This is a genomic window from Rhodococcus sp. 06-156-4 (assembly GCF_002259345.1).
GTDB classification, from domain to species: domain Bacteria; phylum Actinomycetota; class Actinomycetes; order Mycobacteriales; family Mycobacteriaceae; genus Rhodococcoides; species Rhodococcoides fascians_E.
Window position 1 is genome coordinate 275047 of the sequence record NZ_NPGB01000015.1, and the last position, 16877, is coordinate 291923.

Here is a 16877-nt window from a genome sequence, read left to right on the forward strand (position 1 = left end):
TGCTTCTGGCGTGGGAGGGGGTCTTGGTGGGCCGGTGAGTTCAGATGCGTGGGCCGCGGGTCGGTCCCGATCGCCGGGCCTGTTGTTGGCGGAGTTGTTCGCGGCGTTTGTTTTTGCGTTCCTCGGCGGCGCGTTGCTGTTCGGCGGCACGCTGTTCTACTGCCTCGCGGCGAGCGCGGTCGGTGACCACGATCTGATCCGGATCCGGCGGTATCGGTGTGCCTGCTGGCACGGAGTCACTGCCGGTGCGCGCAGCCACCGGGTGCCGGACGGGCAGTGTTTTGATGCGGGCGTTGACCTGATCCCATGCGCGGGCGGCGTCGCCGTGGTCGGGGCGATCACCGATGAGGGTGCGGCCCGAGTCGATGCCGAATTGCTCGCGATAGGCACCGACCTGCGCGGCGGTGAGCTGCCATTTGAGGCGGTCGGCGACGGAGTCGGGTAGATCGCCCAGGTGTCGTGTCCAGGTGGGGTGCTCGTCGACGGCGCGTTGTCCGAGTTCGCTGGTGCGTTGGGCGATTTCGCTGTAGCGGCGGCGTGTCCAGTCGACCAGTTCCGGGTCGACGCCGTCGCGGTCCTGCATCGGCGGCAGAACCCATGTCGGTGCGCTGTGGTTTCGGGCCTCGCGGCCGAGGGGCCAGCGTCGTTCGGCGTCGTCGAGTAGCTCCGCTGCGCTCGGGTCGGGGTGGGTGACGCCGCGGCGTAGTTCGACGATCGCGGCGTGCGGGTCTTTGCCTGCGCATTCGGCGTTGCGTAGGTGCGCTGCGAGTTCGGGCCAGCAACCGGCGTCGTCGAGGATCGACTCGGCCTGCGCCCCGAACTGGGTCCGCATCGTCGGTTCGATGGTTTTCGCCCAGGCGGTCATTTCGTCGGCACCGGTTTCGATGTACTCCTCCAGACGCCAATGCATCACCGCCGATACCGAGTCCGCGCTACGGAGTTCCCGCTGTGAGCGCGCGGCAGCGAGAGTCGGTCCCGCGTCGAGGCCGAGCTGTTCGGTGCGGCGGTACTGGCGAACGAACGAGTCCCATTCGGCTTCGGAGGTCATCGTGGCCGCGAGTTCGGGTCCCATCTGTGTGCGGACGATCGCCGCGATGCGATCGGCGTCGATGAGCTCGCCGGCGTACTCGTAGCCGCCGACGTTGTAGTCGAGCTTGCGGTGCGCAACGAGCGCGTCGCGTTGCTGTTCGGTGGCTGAGACATCGGAGCCGTCGCGGCCGATGACAGTGCGGACGACTTCGTCGGCGATCTTCTTGTCGGGGTGGACGTGGATCAGGTGTGGGTCGACGATGCGGTCGATCGGCACGTACAGGTTGTTGTCGCTGCGGCCTCGGCTGAGCGCGACGTAGAGCGCTTGCCGGTTCATGGTGTCGTCGACGAGCACGTGCACCTCGTCGACGGTCATGCCCTGCGAGCGGTGAATGGTGCTGGCGTAGCCGAGTTCGCAGTTTGCACGCACGTACTCGGCGGGCAGGCGGACTTGCCCGCGGTGGTCGAGGTGTTTGACGGTCAGGGAGCCGTCGCGGTGCGCGGTTTTCACAGTCCACAGATCGCCGTTGCGGACGCGTTCACCGCGGGTACCGGTGACACGCAGGTCCTTGTCGTTGAGGCGGGTGACAATGCTGTCGCCTTTGCCGGCCCGCAGGCCGTCGGCGAGTTCGTTGCCACCGCGCGCGGACAATCCGCGCGCGATGCGGTCCGTGCGGGCGCGATCGTTGAGGTCACGGACAGTGTTGTTGCTGCTGGCGATCATCAGAGAGGTCGAATCGTCACTGCGGGCGGACCATGCGGTAAACACTTTCTCGGCGAGGTCGTCGGCCATGCCGTGTTGCACGCGGTCTTTCGCGGCATACCAGGCGGCAACGGAAGTATCACCGTCTCGGAGCCGAAGCGAAATCTCCGCTTCTTCTTTGTCGTGGAATCGGTGCACGTCGACCAGCTCGGGGGCGGCGCTCTCGCGTGCAATCAGCCGTAGTGCGCCGCCGCCCTCGACGGCGGCGAGCTGTTGCGGGTCACCGAGAAGCCGGACCACTGCACCGTGTTCGGCGGCGATGCGGGTCAGCTTGTCCAGGTTGTGCGTCGATGCCATGCCGGCTTCGTCGACGAGAAGCATGACCCCGGGCCGGATACCGTGATCGAGGCCGTGCTCGTGGCGGGTGAGGACGTCGTCGATGGTGCCGCCGGTGACGCCGAGTTCGGTGCTCAGGACGTCGGCCGCGATCGCAGAGGGGGCCAATGCCCGCACCTCGTACCCGGTTCCGCACCACGCATCGACGGCGACGCGCATGGCCGTGGTCTTGCCGGTGCCGGCCGGTCCGACACCGGCGGCGAGAAGAGTGCCGGAGAACAGAAAATGCTCGACCAGTGCCCGCTGGTCCGCGCCGAGCGCCCATCCTTTGCGGTGCTCGTGCGCGGCGAGCGCGGCGTGCAAGGACTCGGTGGTCGACATGACGGCGGTCGGTGTGTGTGCGGCGCCGACGAGTCGCTGCTCGGCGTCCAGGACACCGCGGCTGGTGTAGGTCTGGTTGCCGTGCACCGTCAGGATCGAAGCGCCGTCGCTGCGTTGCAGCGCTTTCGGTGTGGCGTCGACTTGGCGGGTGAGGCGGATCGAGTGCGCGCCGAGCGCCGATTCGGTGATGCGCTCGGTGATGCGCTCGCGGGTGGCGGTGCTGTCGAAGACGACCCCGCGGAGCTGTCGTTGCACCTCGGCCTCGACGTGCCACAGATTCCACGATGCGCGTTGCCGCGAGATGCGGGCAACCACTGTTTCGGCGATCTGGCCGGTATCGATATCGGCTGCGCCGCTCTCGTTGGTGATGTGCCCGACGCTGCCTCGGAGGGACTTCGACAGTCGCCGTTTACCGATGCGCTCGACGGCGCGGGCATGCCACTCCTCGCGTTGAGCAGCCAGAGATTTCGCGGGTGGTTTCTGCTCACGGGTGTCCAGGGTCGCTTGGTCCGCAAGACGCATCTGCATCGCCTTCGAGGGGTCTTTGCCGTGTGTCTTGCGGTAGTCGCCGACGAGTTGTTCGAGCCGTCGTTCGATCGCGTCCCGGCGGGAGAATTCACGTAGCAGTTCAGGCGGGACACCGTCGATTTCTCGTACCGGCCTTTTGTTGGCGCCGACACCGGGGCGGTCGAAGAACCTCGCTCCGACCTCGCGGCTCACGTACTCCTCGATGAGGGTGTTGTACCGCTCGGAGGCGGACACAGCGAGCTTGTGCAACACGCGCCCGTCGAGGCTGCGCCATTTACCGTCGACTCCTATGACTTTGGTGGAGATCGCGACGTGGGTGTGCAGGTTCGGGTCGCCGTTGCGGTTGTCGCGGTGATCGAACCGGGTGTACATCAGGCCGGTCGATTCGATCTGTCCGACACCGGCTCTGCCGACCCGGGTGTAGGAGGCGTTGTCCTCCACCCACGCCACTGCGTCGGTGACCGCGGCGGAGTGGGCGCGTTCGATACCGGCGCGGACCTCTTCGTCGCCGAGCCCCCAGAGCACCGACACCGATTTGACGGGTGTGAACACGCAGTCGTAGCCGGCGACGGGTTGGCGTTCGCGTCGTTTCTGCGAGGCGATGTAGCGGGTCAGTTCGGCTTCGGTGGCCGGTGAGCGTCCTATCTCGCGGTGGAACTCGTCGGCTCCGAGGCGGTATCGGAGCTGCTGGCATTCGTCCGCCGACAAGACTCGTCCGAGACTCTTGTGATCCCTGTCCATCTCGGTGCGAATACGTTTCATCAACGTGACTTCGTTGCGGTATACAGCATATCTTCGACCCAGCCTGACACTGTCCACGGCTTCGTCCGCGGCGGCGCCTTGGGCGATGAGTTCACTCGTCAGCGCTTCAGCTTCGGGATGTAAGCCTTCCCCGAACAATGCTCTCATCTGGTCCTCGCGGACCTCCCCTTCGACGCCGAGATCGGCGGCCGTGCGGCCTCCCCACAAGCCGGGCGGTGTGCCTTCGGCGGTGTAGTAGTCGGTGAGGTTCTGACCTTTCTTCGCGGTGATGTCACCCACCGCGACTTCGCGTGTCAGGTAGGTATATCCGTCACCCGCGTGCAGTGGATGGACGGTCATCATGACGCCACCATAAGCGGTCGGCGCCCCACAGTCACTAGTAGTGCAAGAGGTGTGTGACGTTTGTTGTGAATTTTCGGCGGTGATTCAAAAGAATCTGGAGTAGACGATATCGGAATTTCGAACGAGCACGGACTGAAATGGACTGATGAGGACGAAAATGGCAGTTGGACAAAGCATTCAACGATTGACTTGTAGCGTCGCATGCCTTCACCGGTCGGCGTTTCGGCGGTAGCCTGGCCGATATGACTCCCTCAAACGGTGGACCCGTCAGCGCTCGGGAACGTGCTCGGCGGGCGAATGCGCAGCGGTTGGCGGATGCGCAATTGCGACTGAAGAATCAAGAGCAGGATCTGATTGCTTATTTCGACGCCACCCGCGACGAGCGACGGATTACGGACGATGTGACACAAAGAATCGCGCGGTTACGACGAGATGCTCAGTCCAAACTCGACTCCGCGTATCACCGACGCGCCGAAGCACTCGCCGCACTCAAGAAGCGAGGTGAAACATATTCCAGCATTGCAACTTTGGTTGACCTTTCAGTTCCGGAAGCGACGCGGCTGATCAAATCGACGATGGCCGCGAAGGCAACCGGCAGGATCGATGTGCCCGGCGAGTCGGCAGACGGCCCAGGTGCCTCGGGCAACGAGGACGCAGATCGCACCGGCAATCGCGATCCCAAAGCAGTTGTCTAAGTGGATGAAGCTGCCTGGATGAGATAGAGCGGACGGGCGCGATAGAGCGGACCGGCGCGTTAGAGCGGACCGGCGCAGCACGGCCTGGCAACGAGCGCTCGAGGTGTGGCAGTCACTTCTCCCGCACGCGTCGAACGTTCTTGATTCGATGCAACACACTTGCAGTGCAAGAACGGACACGAGCGCGCACGTGGCCGTGGCCGTGGGCTCATCTTGTGTCGGTGGTGTCGTGTTGAATCCGACCTGTGCGGGAGGAGGTGAAAAAATCATGATCTCAATCGTTGTCATTGCCGTCATCGTTATCGCAGCGCTGTGGCGCGCGGGCGAGACCGAGTCTGGGTGGCGTTTCGCACCTCTGCGCGCAACCGGGCTCATCGCCGAGGGTGTGTTTCGCGTCGTCGTGTTCGTAGTGACGATCGCGTTGGCGTTCGTTGCGGCTGCCATCGGCGGCGCGTTGCGCAGCACCTTCTGACACCTAACTCCAATTTTGATGATCGGGGTGAACTTGTAGCAGCGGTCGGGGCGGATGTTGCCGGATGCGTACACGCTTCGATACTGCTTCCACGTTCAAAGTCCTTGGCGTGTAGGTGGAACACGCATCGCTGACAGACTGTCGAGCCTACAGCGCGCGTCTCAGATCAGTACTTCGTACGCCCGCTCGTACACCCAGCGCGGCAACGCAGGTGCTTCGAACGCTGCGGTCGCGAAGTCCGATCCGCTGCGAACTGCATCTTCGGGGATCTTGTCGACTGTGCGTGACCCGAAAGATCTGGCCGCGGCGATCCACTGTCCTCGATGTTGTATTCGTATCGCGGTCGACACGGCGCGCCGGCCACCGGAGTATCCAGCGGTGAGCTCGTGGCAGTCCCATTCGACGTGCTGGTTCTGCCCGAAGAAGTACGTCAATGTCTCGGCGAACGTCGGCCCGTACAGGGCACCTCGATCGGTGTCGATGCGAATGAAATTCACGGTGTGAGCCCTTCAATTGTCCGCGCTGCGAAGAAGTGTGATCAGAACAGGGCGATTTGGCCGCGGTTGGCGAGCCCGTCACGAAACGCCCGGAATTTGCTCAGAAGGTCCGCTGCGACTGAGTCGGTGTGGCCGATAGACCGTGCGATGTCGCCGAGCGTTTCGCCGGTGGCCATCGCGTCGTCGATCTCGCGGCCAGCAGCGAGATCCTCTAGGCCTTCCAGGTCAAGTTGGTCAACGTCGGCGGTGGTGAATCGGCTCTGCGTGATCGCAGCGCGGCGCCGCTCGTCCTCTAGCTCCCCTCGCGCGTTCATACGGCGCCGCCGCTGCGGAAAGCATTCAGGCGGTTCGTCGCTGCACGTTGCGCTCTGCCGATGCCGACGAGCTGGTCGAACAGGTACTCCTCCGGCGCTTCCTCCGCTAGCTGCTGAATTTTGATCCCCGCGCCGAAGAAGCTGCGCCGATAGCTTTCCGATAGCACCATGCCTGCATAGTCAGTGGCCGATGCACCGCATGCGTTCGCTGTGGTGGCATCGGTCAACGCTCTCCGCAGCCGCGCACCACGGTGTCCACTGGCACCGGCCCGGGTGAGGACAGCGAGGACGCTTGCAGGATCGTGCGGACGACTGCCAACGACCAGTTCTTGCACGACGCCGTACAGCTCCCGATACGCGGGATCGTGAAAATCGTCAGCTTGCAGTGCACCTGCGATACGCGTGCATTCGTCGCTGTCCTGCAACCACATCAAAGCGCAGATCGCTAGCGCTTCCGGTGCCGTCTCCGGACGGTCGGTGAGATCCGTATCGTCCTCGCCATCGCCGGTGGGTTCGACTGCCCTCAACGCGGTCATCTGTTCGCCTCATTTCTTCGTCGCGGATACGTGCGGATGTGCTGGATTCGAGATGTCGAATGCGGTTTCGGCTCGCGGTGGGGTGGGGTCAGATGTAGAGGAGGTTCGGTGGTGCGGTGCCGTCGAATTTTTCGAGGCTGTCGAGGACGGCGTTGTAGTTTTCTGGCCTGTAGCGACCGAGTCCGACGATGAGGGCGCAGGTTCCGTCGAGTGTGACGAGGTAGGACGGCGGGCTGCCGTTGTCGGGTGATGCGTGCTCGCGGGCGTCGAGGAGTGCGTATCGGACTGCATCGGCGGCTGCGCGCTTGGCAACCGCAAGATTGGGTTCTGCTCCCGTGGCGGTGAGGATTTCGGGATTGTCCTCGGGGTGAGTGGTGACGGTCCAGGTGATCATCGTCGGTTGTTCCTTCCGCTCAAGCCAGCTAGCTTCTTGCATTCGAGCGTCGCACGGGCAAATCGGCAACTCGTCCGAGGCAAAGATCATTTCCGCGCCGTGTGGATAACTGCCGTGTCGGATCAGCCTGTGGATGAAACCTGTTCGGCCCCGGGGCACGGGGCCGAACTTGTGGTATCAGATCTCAGACTTCGTCGAAAACATCGAGCAGTTTCGCCGGGTCGCGGCGGTAGCGGCCACCGTCTAGAAACACTCCAACCGCGGCGCGGTGCACGCGCCGAAGTTCGGCCATGAGGGTGTCGTATCCGACGCGGTCGGTGATGCGCCAGGTAACGGGTCCCATGTGCAGGTCTACCCAGTGGATGGTTCGGCGTTGTTCAGGGCTGTAGCGGTGGTGCGGCACCGCCGTATGTTCGGGGCTGCCGAGCCAAAGCACGGAGACAGCAGCAGCACCGAACTCTGCTCCTGGTTGGGCCGGGTCTGGGGTTTGTCCGTCGGCTCCGCCGAGTGCGGCGCGAACGGTGGCAAAACCGGTAATCACTGCGGACACAGTTTCGGCACTGCGAAAGGTCATCATGACGTGACCGAGAGCGACGATCATCTGCGCTTCGTCTGTGGCCGCAGCGGTGACGGTGACGGTAGCCTCCTGGGGTCCCGCGACCAGGACTGTGGTGTGAGTGACGATTCCGGTGGTCCGGGCGATGTGCGCGGCGGTGGTCTTGCGTCCTGTGCGGGAGATGTTCTGCGGCATGTCGGGCTCACTTTCTGTTGCGGGACCGGCTCCCCCGGCCCTTTCGCTCTGCCAATTTCTTTCGCCGTCATCTGGCTCGAAGGAGAGAAGGCGGCGCACTGGACCGGCGTCCTAGGCCTGATCCGGAAAGTTTTCAGCCGTAGGCGCTTTGAAAAGTTTCAGGAGCCCATCGGGCCGGAGCGAAGCGGAGTCAGGGCTGGGTAAGACGGGCTAGGGTGCCGCATGCTCGACCGGAGCCAGATGTGCGAAGAAAATTGCTCTTCTTCAGTGCGGAGCGCAGCGGAGTTCAATTCGGAGGCCACCGAAGGTGGCCCCAAGGCAGTACCGGTTCGATACGCAACGGACCGTCGCGGGCGACCACCTCACAGCCAGCAACAGCCCAGGGCGATTGTGCGGGAGCGACGAAAGCATGGTGGCTCGATGCCGCGGCAGCACTCCTATTCCACCAAGATTCGATTAGGCTCCGTGCTCGGCTCGTCATCGAACTCGAATTGCCCATACCCAGAGGCGTTTGCGCCCCCTGCGTTTGTCTCTTCCCACTTTCGATATCGACGCATCGCAGTCGACGCAACGGAACCATCCGTCTCTTTGCCGATTCGTGCCCACGACCATTCTCGGTGTGCGTGCCTGAGCCGTACTGTCTCCGCAACCTCTGGTGCCAAGGCGTCCGTGTGCCCGGAAGGCGACTCCGCTGACTGACCGACGACATGTTCCGCCTGAGGCTCGTCGTCCAGTCTCTCCCCGTGCTGGCCGGCCTCGAGCCGTGTCCAATCGGATTCATCTGACAGTGCACTCGGAGCGGCCTCTGGCTTTGCAACCCCGCGCGGTGCTCGAAGGATCACAGCGAGCACCTCGGTCATTGCAAGGAGTGCAATGGGCGCAATGGTGGCAATACCCGCCGACACCACGGCTGGAAGCAATGTCGAACTCAACACCGCGTGGTACGAGTTGCCTGCAATGGACGCTGTTGCGGCGACACGCATGATCGACACAACGAAACGCCTGCCCCTGACCGTGCCTTCATCGGTGTGGTTCGACAAGGCAATTGCGGTCACTGTCGTCGAGACGATTGCACCGTCCAATACGACTGGGATCACCCACGCCTCGTATTCGCCAATTCCGGCCATGACCGCAAGGTCTCGCAACACAGCGAAACTGAGCCAGAACGATGCGCCCGCAATGCCGACCGTGAGTGCAACGGCCGTCGCAAGCGCCCACTGCAGAATGCCCGGATGTATCGCAACGCCGTCGGAGTTGCTGAGCGTGGACGGCGGATTGGCATGATGCCTCCGGCTCATCGGATTCTCGGTCCTCGAGCGAGTGGACCTGTTCGTTGCGGGAACGGCTGGCCATCGTTGAAGTTGTTGCGCAACAACTCCAAGTACTCCTCGACTGCCGCGTTCACGAGGTCCGACGGGCCACGCGGTGCACCAGGTGTTGCAGACAACGCTTCGGCTGCATTGAGGAGATCCTCCACAGTGGACTCGTACAAGTAGTACGAGCGCTTCCGCTTCGCAGTGTCAGCTGACTGTTGCGCAACGGCCTCAGTCGAGGCGACGGCGCCAGGTGACCGTTGCGTGTCCTCCGGCAAGTCAACTGGGCTCGAACCGGCGAGTGCGCTCTTCATTCGTTCGGGGCGGGCCATCACAGCTGCCCGTTCACGAGCAGCGCGAGAGTGTCGCGGTAGATCGTCGACAGGCTGCGTGACTGGGTGGTCCCCCAGTCGACAAGACTTGTCTGCGCCTCCATCGAGTCTTTGATGACTACCCGCTTGGGAACAGTGTCGCCGAGTACATTGATGCTGGAGGCGATCTCGACAAGTTGTTCTCGACCGCTGATCGTCCCGATCTCGTGGAGGTTGACGATTGCACCGAACATGTCTAGGTCCGGGTTGTAGCTACGTTTGACTGCATCGATGGTGCGTCGCAATCGCGCCAATCCGTTGGCAGAGAACAACGCAGACTGAGTCACGACGACGGCTATGCGTGCCGCAACGAGCGCGTTGATTGTCAGCAGATCCAGGCTCGGCGGGCAATCGATGAGGACAACATCGTAGACGCCTCGGACTAGATCGAGTGCGTCGCGCAGCCGCCGTTCACGGCCGGCGCCGGCGATGACCAGTTGATCACGGACATAGGCCAAAGACTCGTTCCCCGGGACGGTGGGCACAAGGTCGACACCGGGCCAGACGGTGGGGACGACGGCGTCGGCGATCGTCGCTTTCGACGACTCCGAGAGAACATCGGCAACGCCGATGTCATCGCGCTCGAGCTGCAGCTTGGCGAGAACTGTACTGACGTTGCCCTGGGGATCTATGTCGACGACGAGCGCGCGCCGACCAGCCTGGGCTGCGGCGTAAGCGAGGTGAAAGACGGTGGTGGTTTTGCCGACTCCACCTTTTTGATTGCAGAACGCGAAGATCTCAGCGGGCATGGTGGGTCTCACTTCCAATGGATGAGTCGGGCGAATTGGGGGTGATGCGAGAATGGGATGTCATGCGCTCCGCGGAACCAAGGGATGAAGAGCCGCCCATGCACGCACTGGATGAATTACGGGTAACGGACGCTATGCGCGCGTCACGTGCAATAGATGAAGTACGCGCCGCACGGGCATAGGAAGCGCTCGCTACCAATACTTCCCGTGCGCGAATCTCACCCAGGACGGCAAACGGGAGTACTACCTCCACTGGACCTTTTACGGCCGACGCCAGCGAGTCGTCTGTGGCACTCCTTGCGGGTAATTCAGGTACGGCGGGGACAAGATGTGCGCGACGCTCATCGCAGGGAGGCTCCGGTTCTCGCCCACTGCGCAGGTCGCTCCCCATGAACGAACACCGGACAGGGTTATTCGAATGCACATGAGGCCGAATGTGTTGTCTTGGTTGCGTCCTCGGCAGATCGATACCGGTGACCGATACGAAGAACGGAACAACGGTTGCTTGCTGGCTCCTGTGTGGATGGTGGTATGACGAGTCGGACCGTGCGTTGCGGCTGGTTCGTGGAGAGCTCAACTGGTACCTCCCGTGATGGTGACGTAGGAACGACAAGGGACTTCGTTCGTTCCTCTCGGACCCCCCATGGCCCTGAGCCAATTTCCGCACCCACGTTGTCCGCTCCACGCCCGATAGCCCCGCGCCGTGGTGGGCGCGCGGCTAATCGGTATCGCCACCCAGACGATGATCAGTCGAACAGGCGGTGCCCCGGGGCCGGTCTCCGAGGATTTACAAAGGGTGCACAGGCCGGCGGCAGGCTGGTTGTTCGTCGGGCTCTGCCAGAAAACGACGCTGCGACAAGCTCTTATCGACAGCTGTCGACGGCACGCGGGACCCGCGTAGGGTTTGCGTGATAGCGACGTGCGTGTAAGCAGTTTGTACGCAGGTGGATTCACCGATATATGGGTGAATACAACCTGCACTCGTCCCGCTCTGCGTCTACATGGTTCTCGACGGCATCAGCGGATGAGTGCGGCAAAACGCCTTGTGAGGCGGATCAAGACCGATTAGAATTCGTGGTTGAAACTCCTTCCTGCAAGGTAGAGGTTTCGACGACGCCCTCGGCCTCGGTGCTGGTTACACCGAGATTCGCCGGGGGCGTCTCTAGTTCATAGGGGTCTGGCGTGAGCGGCATGTCAGGCAACGCCCGAGCTGGCGCGTGCCGCTTCCTCGAGTCCAACGATGTACTCGTCGATGGCCGTGTCGGGGATCAGTCGCCGCTTACCGACCTTGACGCTGCGGATTTCACCGGCGGCGAGCTTGTTGAACAGGTTGGAGCGTCCGAGGCCCGTGCGGGCCATCGCTTCCTGGACCGAATAAAGCTGTCGAGACATCGAGTTTCCTCTCCGCGATTGTGTATTTTCACCACATCTAGAACGCCAATGCGTCTAGTCCATGTGGTTCCACCACAAGGTAGCAATTCAGTAGCGTTGCCACAACATCTTCGAGAAGTCAGCTAGAGTGCGTTCTTATGACACAGTCCTGGGCAGAGCAAATCGTGGCCCGCGTCGCCGGCGAAGTTCGACGACTTCGAGGCAAGGACCACTCCGCGCTCTCAGCAGCCAAGCTGGCCGACCGGACCTTCGATATCGGTTTCGGCATCTCTCGTTCAGTGGTTGCCGACTTGGAGACAGGCCGCAAGAAGAGCATCGATGTCCCCGAGCTTCTCGTTCTTGCTGCAGCCCTGGGCGTCTCGCCGGCCCAGCTAGTCTTCCCTGATCTTCCTCGAGGCAAAGTCGAGGTGTTACCAGGTCTGGATCAGGAGTCGCATGATGCCCTGCGATGGTTCAGCGGCGAGGCCGGGTTGATGAAGCCTTCTGAGGACTGGTCGGAACCCGAGGCCGATCAACCCACGGAGGTGTGGGTCCGCGAGCAGTTCGATCCGAGGAACGATCGGGTGGGCATCGCACGGGAGTGGTTACAGGCGCTACAGGCGATGCGGCGTGCGCGCGTTCAGATGCGTAACGGTCTTTCCAAGCAGGACTCGGTGGAACACGTCGAAGCGATGAAGTTCATGTACGAAGATGCGAGACGGCGGTCGGAGGAATTGTTTCGCCAGATGACCGAACTCGACATGAACGTCGGTGACGAGGCATCCGATGCCTAGGCAACAGCTTCCCCCGCAGATCAAGAAGATCGAGGTACGGGACAGAACAACAGGGCGGATGGTGACTCGATACCAGGTCACCACCGATGCGGGAATCGATCAGATCACCGGCAAACGACGACAAATCCGTCGGCGCTTCGAATCCGAGAAGAAGGCTAGGGAGGCGCTGTCCCAGTCGAACACGGAAGCGATTCGGGGAACCTTCGTAGCTCGATCCCAAACCACACTGGCCGAAGCGGCAGAGTTGCATTTCGCGGGTCGACACCGGCTTCGAGAGACCACCCTCGGCGGATATCGAGAAGTCATGAAACCCGTGTTGGCATGTCATGGCAACCTTCCGGTCCAAAAGTTAAGCAAGCGGCACATCGATCAGCTCGTCGTCGGACTCCAGCAGGGTGGCCTGCCGAAGCCCAACGGGCAGTTGACTCGCCCGTGGGGTCCACGATCGATCAACCTCATGCTCACAGTCCTTTCTATGATTCTCGACGGCGAGTTCAAACAGGGCCACGTACAGCGCAACGTAGCTCGTCTCGTTGACCGCGTGCCGCGGGACGCGAAGGAACTAAAGACATTTACAACTTCGGAGGTCAGGACGCTTCTGTCGACAGTCTCAGGAGACCGGAACGAACACGCCTGGCGCTTGGCGCTTTCGGGTTTACGAAGGGGAGAGGTTTGCGGCTTACGCTGGAAGGACGTCGACCTGCGCGACGGTTTTCTGACGATTGGCAACAACCGCGTTCTGACGGTCAGCGGTGAAATTGTCGAACAAGAACCGAAGACCAAGAAGTCATCGAGGACACTCCCCCTCACTAAAGACTTGGAGTTGGCTTTGAGATGTGCGAAAGATTGTCAGGCCGCAGAAAGGCGTCTGCACGGCGAGGAGTACGGGCCTGGGACTCATGTCGTATCTGACGAGCTCGGCTATCCCGTCCGTCCGGACGTACTTGCGGCTAGGTGGGAGCGATTGACCAAGATCGCAGGGGTAAGCGAAATCCGATTTCACGACGCGCGGCACACCTGCGCGACCCTAATGCACCTGGCCGGGGTTCCAATCGCAGTGATCGCCGCGTGGTTGGGACACGCCGACGCCAGCTTCACCATGCGGACGTACGTACACAGCCAAAGCAATGCACTCACCGACGCGGCAACTCAGTACGCAGCCTTGTTTAACAGGCCACCGGACTCGAACCAGCCGACCTAGCCTTGCAGCGCGAGTTTGATCGGATCTTGTCATCATCAGGCAACCGGATGCCGAGCCGACGCCGTACTTCGGGACCCAAGCTCTGACGGAACTGCCGGGCCTACCGATAATCCGGTGTTACATCAAGCCGTTCGATCCGGGCCCTGACTGCACCACGTCAGCGCGGCCGTCGGGGTCGATGCTGTGGTATTCGAGCAGGTCCAGGGTGCGGGCGAGCAGGGCGTCGATGCGGTCTTCGACGTCGTCGTAGACCTGCGGCAGCTCGGCGAGGACGGTGTGCGCACGGCGACGCGCCTGTACACCGAACTCGTAGTACCCGGTGTCGAGCGAGACCGAATCCGACTCGGGTGCAGCGATGTCGCCCGTATAGCCGGCATAGTCGGCGGAGCGATCACGGGACGGGGGCCGGGCCGGGGTGCGGCGCGGCGGGGTCCCCGTTCGGTGCGCATCGACGACATCGCCGATCGCATCCGGCGACATCGCAACGGTGGGAAAGGGCATGTGTCCCCACCGGTCGATCGGTGCCGCTACCGGGGAGGGCCGCTGCGCCCAGTCGGTGATGTCGGGAAACGTCCCTCCGCGCAGGTGTTGGAGGATCAGGGCCGTGGAGGGGTAGCGGTCGGCGAAGACGAGCACCTCGTGCCATCGACGCCACACCTGTGCGGGCTCGAATCCGGGCACGGCGCCCGAGTCGATTCGCAGCCGGTGGCCGCTGGCGATCCAGAGACTGTCATCGTCGTCGATCGTGATGTCGGTAGTGACGAGCTCGGAGATCGAGCCGTAGGACAATCCAGCCGCGGTGAGCAGCAGCAGGACTGCGTCGCGTCGCCCGAACAACGCCTCGCTCGACCCGGTGACCAGCAGGTCCCGGGCGGTGGTCGCCAGTGCTCGCGCGCGCTCGCGTCGGCGCTGGCCGCGCACCGAATCCAAGGCGAGTCGTATCGCGGTCGCCCGGCCCGGCTGGGGATGTCCGGCATCGCGGTGGGCGATCGCGGTCGAGGACGCAACGTTGATGTTCGCCAACGACCACGATCTCACTGCCGCCCCTCTCGGCCTCGCCCCACCCTGGACACCGGTGACCCTCGCCGAATTCCTCGGTGACAACCCGGCGGGAGACCGGCAAACCGTGACGGGCGCGGCGGGCATCGGAGCGTGAGCGGACAGGCGAGCCCGGGCGCACGGGTGCTCGTCGACACCCCTGCGGTGCGGTTCGTGCTCGATGCCGCCGGTGCGGTGTCGATGTTCGAGGTGGTCGGCGCGGTCGCCGACAGCCGCGATGCCGCATTCGTTACTGCCGCACTCACCGCAGTGGTTCTGTCCTCCCGTCTTCGTCGCCGGGTCGCAGCACACCGCCGTCGCAGCCTTTCGCGTAGCTCGGTCGGACCGACGCATCCCACTACCGCACGTACAGCGCACCCGTCGAAGGACGGTACCGCCGATCACGGCCAGGCCGAGGACACCGGTCACGCTCCCTCGCAGAACCCGCCGCCGCACCGCCGGTGGACGTGCTCGTCACGGGCGCGAAGCCGCGGTGCAGTTGCCCCGCGAATCCGTCTCACCCGGCACGCAACGCGTGCCGGCGGCAGTGCCTGAGCCCGCCGCAGCAGTTCGAGGTGCGCAGATGCAGATGAGTTCGGTGATCGGGTTATCGCATACGCCCGCAACCGTGACGGTTCGGTGTCTGCTGTAATGCACGAATGAACCTGTTGTGTCCGGTCACAAAAACCAACGGCATCAACGGTGATAACGCCCAGAGCTGGATCCGGCGTACCCGACTTCAAGATCATCCCAGCATCGAGTCCCGAATACGCGAGAGGTAGCGCGTGTATTCAATTCTGATCCCAGTCCTCATCACCTCGGTGGTGATTCTGGCGGTGTCACTGGCCGGGCTCGCCGCTGTCGCAGTGGCCGCAGTAGTGCAGGTGGTGCGGACGCGGTCGATGCGGGCGCGGAGTACACGACAGCACACTCCCCGGCAGAGTCGCCGATGAGTGCTCACGGCAGCTCACCTCACGGAGCGCCGGCACTACCCCAGTCGGGCGTAGTGAACGCGGCGACCGTGCCGTCCGCCGGAACTCGGTGGGACATGCGGACCACAATGGTCATCGTCAGCGCCTCCGGCGCCCTCCCGATGCTGATCATCGCCGTGATCTCACCGACGTTCCTCAAACCCGGCGCGCTGCCGATACTGTCTGTGATCACCGGATTCACCGCGGTGACGGTGGTCATCGCGGCGGCGGTGGGACGTCTTACCGATCGACAGTTCACGGTGCTCGGCGCCGGCGGGATGCTCGGCGTCGCCGTCTCGGCCTACGTGATCGCCGACCCGGCAGCCACACGGTCGGTGACCGCGATGCTCGCCATCGTCCCTGCGATCGCAGCGTCGGGATCCCCGCCGAGGGTCACCACCACACTCACGGCGCTCTCGGTCGTCATGGCCACGATCGTCACCGCCACCGACCTCGCCGCGACCGGCGCGCTGGTCTCACTGATCGCCATCGGTGCGGCCGTGACCACGGTGCTGATCCCGGTGACCGTGATCAACGGCCTCGCCCGCTCGCTGCGAACGGTCAACACCGAACTGCAAGTCCTCGCCGACACAGATCCCCTTACCGGGCTACTGAACCGGCGGGGCATGATCGAACCCACCCGAAGATTGCTCGAATCCGTGCACCGCCGCGATACCGAGATACGGGCGGCGTTGATCGACATCGATCACTTCAAACAGGTCAACGACACCGTCGGTCACACGGGAGGCGACCGCGCTCTCATAGCCGTAGCGAACACGATCACCGCGATCCTGGACGACTACCGTCCGACAGACTCCGTGCTCGCCCGAATCGGCGGCGAAGAATTCCTCCTCCTCACCCCCGCCGACCTCGACCCCCGCCTCGAACACCGTATCCTCGGCCGTGTTCGCGCCGTCACCTCCGTCACTGTCAGCATCGGCACCGTCACGGCCGCACTCGCCCCCGCAACAGACCACAAGTCGAGCCGGCCGCATGTACCCGGGGTCGGCAGTACGACAACCGGCGTCGAGCATCGCGGGCAGGACGAAGGATTCCTCGACCCTGTCGAAGCCCTCATCGACCTCGTCGGCCGCGCCGCCGACGATGCTCTCTACCATGCCAAAACCGGTGGCCGCGACCGCATCCACGACGCAGACCCCGTCTCGGTCACAAGAGCACGCGCATCAGCACAACCGGCGCCGCGCGGCGCAGCCAGTCCTGCGGTCGATCTCACCCACCAGTGCGATGTCGGCGACGTCCGAATCGATCGGCTACACCCATGAACCGAGCACACCAGCATTAACCAGCCGCGCCGGCGCCGCACCGCCG

The 16877-nt window shown here is 63.3% G+C and carries 18 protein-coding genes; 8 read left to right on the plus strand and 10 right to left on the minus strand.

What is annotated here, in order from left to right:
• Positions 1 to 40 precede the first annotated feature (40 nt).
• Positions 41 to 4081 (minus strand): MobF family relaxase, encoded by a 4041-nt coding sequence (gene mobF, locus CH290_RS10660; protein ID WP_033188383.1) that lies wholly within the window; start codon positions 4079 to 4081, stop codon positions 41 to 43.
• A 308-nt stretch (positions 4082 to 4389) separates the two neighbouring features.
• Here mobF and CH290_RS10665 point away from each other — a divergent pair, with 308 nt between their 5' ends.
• Together CH290_RS10665 and CH290_RS10670 are read left to right on the plus strand one after the other, a co-directional pair.
• Positions 4390 to 4776: a hypothetical protein gene (locus CH290_RS10665; RefSeq protein ID WP_230620876.1), complete on the plus strand. Its 387-nt coding sequence runs from the start codon at positions 4390 to 4392 to the stop codon at positions 4774 to 4776.
• 268 nt (positions 4777 to 5044) lie between these two features.
• On the plus strand, positions 5045 to 5248 hold the full coding sequence (locus tag CH290_RS10670) for a hypothetical protein (protein ID WP_033188381.1): 204 nt from the start codon (positions 5045 to 5047) through the stop codon (positions 5246 to 5248).
• 161 nt (positions 5249 to 5409) lie between these two features.
• On the opposite strand, the gene CH290_RS10675 is transcribed toward CH290_RS10670, so the two are convergent.
• From CH290_RS10675 to CH290_RS10715, 8 genes are all read right to left on the minus strand, one after another.
• A complete protein-coding gene (locus CH290_RS10675) occupies positions 5410 to 5745 on the minus strand; it encodes a hypothetical protein (RefSeq protein WP_033188380.1) in 336 nt (111 codons plus the stop codon).
• Positions 5746 to 5786: 41 nt separating this feature from the next.
• Positions 5787 to 6059, minus strand: coding sequence for a hypothetical protein (locus tag CH290_RS10680; protein WP_033188379.1), 273 nt, complete (start codon positions 6057 to 6059; stop codon positions 5787 to 5789).
• Positions 6056 to 6595, minus strand: coding sequence for a DnaB-like helicase N-terminal domain-containing protein (locus CH290_RS10685; protein WP_033188378.1), 540 nt, complete (start codon positions 6593 to 6595; stop codon positions 6056 to 6058). The genes CH290_RS10680 and CH290_RS10685 overlap by 4 nt, the downstream gene beginning before the upstream one ends.
• A gap of 88 nt (positions 6596 to 6683) precedes the next feature.
• Positions 6684 to 6989 carry a hypothetical protein gene (locus CH290_RS10690; RefSeq protein ID WP_033188377.1) on the minus strand — a complete coding sequence of 102 codons (306 nt, stop codon included), beginning with the start codon at positions 6987 to 6989 and terminating at the stop codon, positions 6684 to 6686.
• Positions 6990 to 7173: 184 nt separating this feature from the next.
• Positions 7174 to 7740: a hypothetical protein gene (locus tag CH290_RS10695; RefSeq protein ID WP_033188376.1), complete on the minus strand. Its 567-nt coding sequence runs from the start codon at positions 7738 to 7740 to the stop codon at positions 7174 to 7176.
• A 437-nt stretch (positions 7741 to 8177) separates the two neighbouring features.
• Positions 8178 to 9038 (minus strand): DUF2637 domain-containing protein, encoded by an 861-nt coding sequence (locus CH290_RS10700; RefSeq protein ID WP_033188375.1) that lies wholly within the window; start codon positions 9036 to 9038, stop codon positions 8178 to 8180.
• A 346-nt stretch (positions 9039 to 9384) separates the two neighbouring features.
• Positions 9385 to 10173, minus strand: a complete 789-nt coding sequence (locus CH290_RS10710; protein WP_033188374.1) for a ParA family protein — start codon at positions 10171 to 10173, stop codon at positions 9385 to 9387.
• A gap of 1194 nt (positions 10174 to 11367) precedes the next feature.
• Positions 11368 to 11565 carry an excisionase family DNA-binding protein gene (locus CH290_RS10715; protein ID WP_019664588.1) on the minus strand — a complete coding sequence of 66 codons (198 nt, stop codon included), beginning with the start codon at positions 11563 to 11565 and terminating at the stop codon, positions 11368 to 11370.
• Positions 11566 to 11729: 164 nt separating this feature from the next.
• On the opposite strand from CH290_RS10715, the gene CH290_RS10720 reads away from it, so the two are divergent.
• Both CH290_RS10720 and CH290_RS10725 read left to right on the plus strand, forming a co-directional pair.
• A complete protein-coding gene (locus CH290_RS10720) occupies positions 11730 to 12338 on the plus strand; it encodes a helix-turn-helix domain-containing protein (protein ID WP_230620875.1) in 609 nt (202 codons plus the stop codon).
• Positions 12331 to 13539, plus strand: a complete 1209-nt coding sequence (locus tag CH290_RS10725; RefSeq protein WP_033188372.1) for a site-specific integrase — start codon at positions 12331 to 12333, stop codon at positions 13537 to 13539. The genes CH290_RS10720 and CH290_RS10725 overlap by 8 nt, the downstream gene beginning before the upstream one ends.
• Before the next feature lie 117 nt (positions 13540 to 13656).
• On the opposite strand, the gene CH290_RS10730 is transcribed toward CH290_RS10725, so the two are convergent.
• Positions 13657 to 14562: a hypothetical protein gene (locus CH290_RS10730; RefSeq protein WP_141216135.1), complete on the minus strand. Its 906-nt coding sequence runs from the start codon at positions 14560 to 14562 to the stop codon at positions 13657 to 13659.
• On the opposite strand from CH290_RS10730, the gene CH290_RS30230 reads away from it, so the two are divergent.
• The 4 genes from CH290_RS30230 (at position 14552) to CH290_RS10745 (ending at position 16831) form a co-directional block, all read left to right on the plus strand.
• Complete coding sequence (locus CH290_RS30230; protein ID WP_155295514.1) at positions 14552 to 14695, plus strand: hypothetical protein; 144 nt, start codon at positions 14552 to 14554, stop codon at positions 14693 to 14695. The two genes, CH290_RS10730 and CH290_RS30230, sit on opposite strands and share 11 nt — an antisense overlap.
• On the plus strand, positions 14692 to 15132 hold the full coding sequence (locus CH290_RS10740) for a hypothetical protein (protein WP_141216134.1): 441 nt from the start codon (positions 14692 to 14694) through the stop codon (positions 15130 to 15132). The genes CH290_RS30230 and CH290_RS10740 overlap by 4 nt, the downstream gene beginning before the upstream one ends.
• 230 nt (positions 15133 to 15362) lie before the next feature.
• Complete coding sequence (locus tag CH290_RS30235; protein WP_155295513.1) at positions 15363 to 15530, plus strand: hypothetical protein; 168 nt, start codon at positions 15363 to 15365, stop codon at positions 15528 to 15530.
• 95 nt (positions 15531 to 15625) lie between these two features.
• On the plus strand, positions 15626 to 16831 hold the full coding sequence (locus CH290_RS10745) for a GGDEF domain-containing protein (protein ID WP_141216133.1): 1206 nt from the start codon (positions 15626 to 15628) through the stop codon (positions 16829 to 16831).
• The last annotated feature ends 46 nt before the right edge of the window (positions 16832 to 16877 follow it).